Below are 3895 nucleotides of genomic sequence, written 5' to 3' on the forward strand. Positions count from 1 at the left end.
AACCGCATATCTCATGTCTTGCATGGCTTCTCCACATCGGGAGGGGGGTCAATTCTTGGTGGCGCTAGGGGGTCAATTTATCCTGTCGTCTGACATATACTGCTCGATGATGGGCAAATGAGCGACGTTGGCCGGCGATATCAGCTAATGTACGATTTACGTCTATAACACCCGCAATTCGCAGACTCGTCGGAAGTGGTAGCCGTAGATGGCCAGGGTCACGGCCAGGGGCAGGGATTTTGGCCGTCGGAGCAGGGTCCAGAAGAACAGTTTCCAGTAGTGGAACCGTTCCTGACCCAGGATGCCGAGGTGGATGATGGACCGGAACAGCGCCCGCAGGCTTTCGGAGACGCGCCGGATTTGCAATGGATTCTTGGTTCTCGGCAGGTTGTACTCCCGCAAAAAGGTGATCACCCGCTGATAGTACGCCTCGGGGGAGTAGATGTTCTTCAAAATGTCCTTGTACCCCTCGCGCAGCGACTCCAGGGTCATGGCCGGCAGGATGTTCGTGGTTCCGTCCACGTTGTCGCCGGAAATGCCTTCCCGCAACCGCCCGGCCTGCTTGAGCCTAGTGTAAAGCTTGGTTCCGGGAGGGGCCTGGAGCAGACCGACCATGGCGGTGGTGATGCCGCTTTGCTGGATGAAATCCACAAGGCGGGTGAAAACGGCCGGCTCGTCGTTGTCAAAGCCGACGATGAACCCTCCCTGGACCTGGATCCCGAACCGCTGGATCCGCTTCACGTCCCGGATCAGATCGCGATGGATGTTCTGCCCTTTGCCGCACTCGGCCAGGCTGGCCTCGTTGGGCGTTTCAATGCCGATAAACACGGTATCGAATCCCGCCTCGACCATCATGGCCAGCAGATCTTCGTCGTCAGCCAGGTTGATGGACGCCTCGGTGCCGAAGGGCATGCCCTTCTTGCCTTTTCGCCAGTTGATCAGCGCGGGCAGCAGCTCGGTTTTGAGCCGCCGCTTATTCCCGATCAGGTTGTCGTCCACGAAAAAGATTCCGCCCCGCCATCCGTTGGCATAGAGGCTGTCCAACTCGGCGATCATCTGAGATGCGCTCTTGTTGCGCGGCTTGCGACCCAGCAGGGCCGTGATGTTGCAGAAGTCGCAGTTGAACGGACACCCTCGGGAGTACTGGACGCTCATACTCGCGTACTCTTTCAACTCCAGTAGGTCCCACCGCGGAATGGGCGTCTGTTCGATATCGGCGAAGGCATCCGAGGAGTAGACTCGCCTGGCTCGTCCTTGAGCCTGGTCGCGCAAAAAATCGGGCAGGGTCAGCTCGGCCTCATTGAGCACAAAATGATCCACCTCGGGGAAGTGTTCATGCTCCACCGTGAACAGCGGCCCGCCGGCAATGACCAGCAGGCCGGCGTCCTTGCACAACCTGATCGCCCTGCGCGATGATTCCCGCTGCACGGTCATGGCGCTGATTAATGCGTATTCAGCCCAGTGCAGATCATCCAGGGACAATTCCCGGATATTCAAATCCACCAGGCGCAGGTTTCAGTTTTCCGGAAGCATGGCCGCGATGGTCACGAGTCCCAATGGCGGCGAAGAGACTTTTTTGTCTATGAACTTCAAGGCGTGCTTGAAGCTCCAGAATGTATCCGGAATTTCGGGATAGACCAGCAGGACGTTCACGGTGCGCGGTGATGATGCAGGAGTCATGGCAATTGCTCGGCTGATTTGTGGAAAGTTCACTGGATGCCTCGCGTTCGCGGGTAGGACTGATTCGGAGGCAGCATGGAAACAAGTCACTTCCCGCGAAGGCGAATCCAGATTCGGAATGATTCCTCATCCAGACCTCACTGTCGAAATGGGGACACGTTCAGAAAGTAATATTCCCAAGAACTACTCAGCTCATCCGAGTAAAAGCGGCCTTGATACCCGCGTTCGCGGGTATGACTGACCCGGAGACGGCTTTAAACAACAAGTCATTCCCGCGAAGGCGGGAATCCAGGTCATGCTTGCCTCAAGTTTTGAAAGCAACCTTTTCCTGCTGTGAGGCTGAGTAGTTACATTCTCATATTCAATAATATGACTTTGTTTGAATGCGTCTGTAGGGGAATCCGCTTATTGAACGCGAGGAAAAATCCCGAAAGACGGGAGAAACCCCCGGGTGGGGATTTGCAATGGGGGTAGGAAACGGTGAGCAGTATTTTGATGGGAATGGCGTGGAACGGACCCTGATGATCGTCAATCTAGTCGGTCGTGATCTCTTTGAGCAAGTCAGGGTGACGGTCAAGCACCTTTAGGAGTTTGACCAGGGCCAGTGGCGGCTTTGTCTTTCCGGTTTCGTACCGCGAAAAGGCATTGACCCCGCCGCCGAAAATCATGGCCGCCTCACGTTGATCCAGGGCAAGCTTTTTGCGCACATTGGCGATGAACACAGGGTCGATACTCGAGGCATTAACCTGCTTGTTGAACTCCGAGATCGCGGAACTGACCCGCCTCGATTCGTCGGCATCCAAAAGTACCTCGCCACAGCCCGGACAAAAGTCGCCCGTCACGTTCTGGATCACGGTTGACTCGCCCTTGTAGGTGTAGGGCCTGTCGCGGGTGTCGTGGATCATCTCCATGGCATCGCAAAGTGGACATTTCATGATCACAACTCCTTGAAAGATACGATGAGTACGTTTTCAACAACGGTCAGCTTAAGATATACCTTGCCAACTGCTGTGAGGGGCCTGTAAACGTCCTGCCAGATCCGATGGTTTGAATATGTGGTCATGCTCTTGTAGAAATCCTTTGCGGACAACGACAAGACAATCTCGACAACGCCTTCAAAATCAAAGCCCATCGCCGCGGCGTCTGCCAGAGCCGACATGGTCGAACGAACCTTTCCAGCCTCTACCAAGGTTTTGATCAGCGACAGGCTGCAATGCGGCGTTCTTTTCTCCATGTCTGCAATTAACCAATTAGGTTGATAAGCGCAAGGAAGAAGCAGTCACAGGCAGGGCAGGCTTGTTCTCACGGCTGGTCGCCCACATTACGGGGGCTGAACAAGGGGTGCATCGTGGCTTGGGCGTCTTTTGCCCGCTCCTTCAGCCTGGCATAAACACTCATTTGAAAGGTAACTCCGATCAGCCAAGATTTTTCGCTGCGAAATCCCAGTTGATCAGATTGTCCAGCACGGTGTTGACGTAGTCGGCGCGGCGGTTTTGATAATCCAGGTAATAGGCGTGCTCCCACACATCGATGGTCAATAGCGGTTTCATTCCGTTGGTCAGCGGCAGATCCGCGTTGCCGGTCTTGACCACCTTGAGCGTGTCGCCGTCCAGCACGAGCCAGGCCCAGCCGCTGCCGAACTGGGTGGTGGCCGCGGCGGCAAGCTCCTGCTTGCAGGCGTCGACACTGCTGAAGGATGCCTCCATCCTCTGTTTGAGTGCCGTGGGTGGTTCGCCTCCGCCCTTTGGTTTCATGCTGTTCCAGTAGAATGTGTGGTTCCAGATTTGCGCCGCGTTGTTGAAAATCGCGCTGTTTTCCGGCTGTCCCGCACTGCCGATAATAATCTCCCGCAATGGCATTTCGGCATATTCTGTTCCAGCGACAAGCTTGTTCAGGTTGTCCACATACCCTTTGTGATGTTTCCCGTAATGAAAACCGATCGTACGTGCTGTTATGACCGGCTCCAATGCGTTCTCGGCATAAGGAAGAGGGGGGAGTGCAAGGGGAGATGCTGCTTGATCAGACCTGGGAAAACCGCTCATCATGAGCCAGGCCGCGGTGCCCATGGATGCCAGAATAAAATCGCGACGATCAAGCATGGTCGAAAAATTGGTTGCATATTCTCTGTTCATGCCAGCCTCCTTTGGCGATACGTTTCAAATTGTAACTAGTCGAGCCTGAAAAATCCGATATTTTCGTTACAGGATCATCATAG

5 protein-coding genes are annotated in these 3895 nt (G+C 54.9%); all 5 read right to left on the reverse strand.

Going from position 1 to position 3895, the window contains the following annotated elements:
• Window positions 1–162: 162 nt before the first annotated feature.
• The gene (locus BLP93_RS16405; RefSeq protein WP_244148799.1) at window positions 163–1503 is read right to left on the reverse strand and encodes a B12-binding domain-containing radical SAM protein; all 1341 of its coding nucleotides are present in this window, start codon (window positions 1501–1503) and stop codon (window positions 163–165) included.
• Window positions 1504–1515: 12 nt separating this feature from the next.
• Complete coding sequence (locus BLP93_RS17500; RefSeq protein WP_244148800.1) at window positions 1516–1680, reverse strand: hypothetical protein; 165 nt, start codon at window positions 1678–1680, stop codon at window positions 1516–1518.
• 533 nt (window positions 1681–2213) lie between these two features.
• On the reverse strand, window positions 2214–2615 hold the full coding sequence (locus BLP93_RS16410) for a type II toxin-antitoxin system MqsA family antitoxin (protein ID WP_092123995.1): 402 nt from the start codon (window positions 2613–2615) through the stop codon (window positions 2214–2216).
• Window positions 2616–2617: 2 nt separating this feature from the next.
• Window positions 2618–2914, reverse strand: a complete 297-nt coding sequence (locus BLP93_RS16415) for a type II toxin-antitoxin system MqsR family toxin (protein WP_092123997.1) — start codon at window positions 2912–2914, stop codon at window positions 2618–2620.
• A 181-nt stretch (window positions 2915–3095) separates the two neighbouring features.
• Window positions 3096–3725 (reverse strand): superoxide dismutase, encoded by a 630-nt coding sequence (locus BLP93_RS16420; RefSeq protein ID WP_208596673.1) that lies wholly within the window; start codon window positions 3723–3725, stop codon window positions 3096–3098.
• Window positions 3726–3895 lie beyond the last annotated feature (170 nt).

This window comes from Desulfonatronum thiosulfatophilum (assembly GCF_900104215.1).
Taxonomy (GTDB): Bacteria; Desulfobacterota; Desulfovibrionia; order Desulfovibrionales; family Desulfonatronaceae; genus Desulfonatronum; species Desulfonatronum thiosulfatophilum.

Coding starts and splice junctions, on each gene's coding strand:
- BLP93_RS17500 (WP_244148800.1), bottom strand. CDS start 1,680: ATGACTCCTGCATCATCACCGCGCACCGTGAACGTCCTGCTGGTCTAT.
- BLP93_RS16410 (WP_092123995.1), bottom strand. CDS start 2,615: ATGAAATGTCCACTTTGCGATGCCATGGAGATGATCCACGACACCCGC.
- BLP93_RS16415 (WP_092123997.1), bottom strand. CDS start 2,914: ATGGAGAAAAGAACGCCGCATTGCAGCCTGTCGCTGATCAAAACCTTG.
- BLP93_RS16420 (WP_208596673.1), bottom strand. CDS start 3,725: ATGATGAGCGGTTTTCCCAGGTCTGATCAAGCAGCATCTCCCCTTGCA.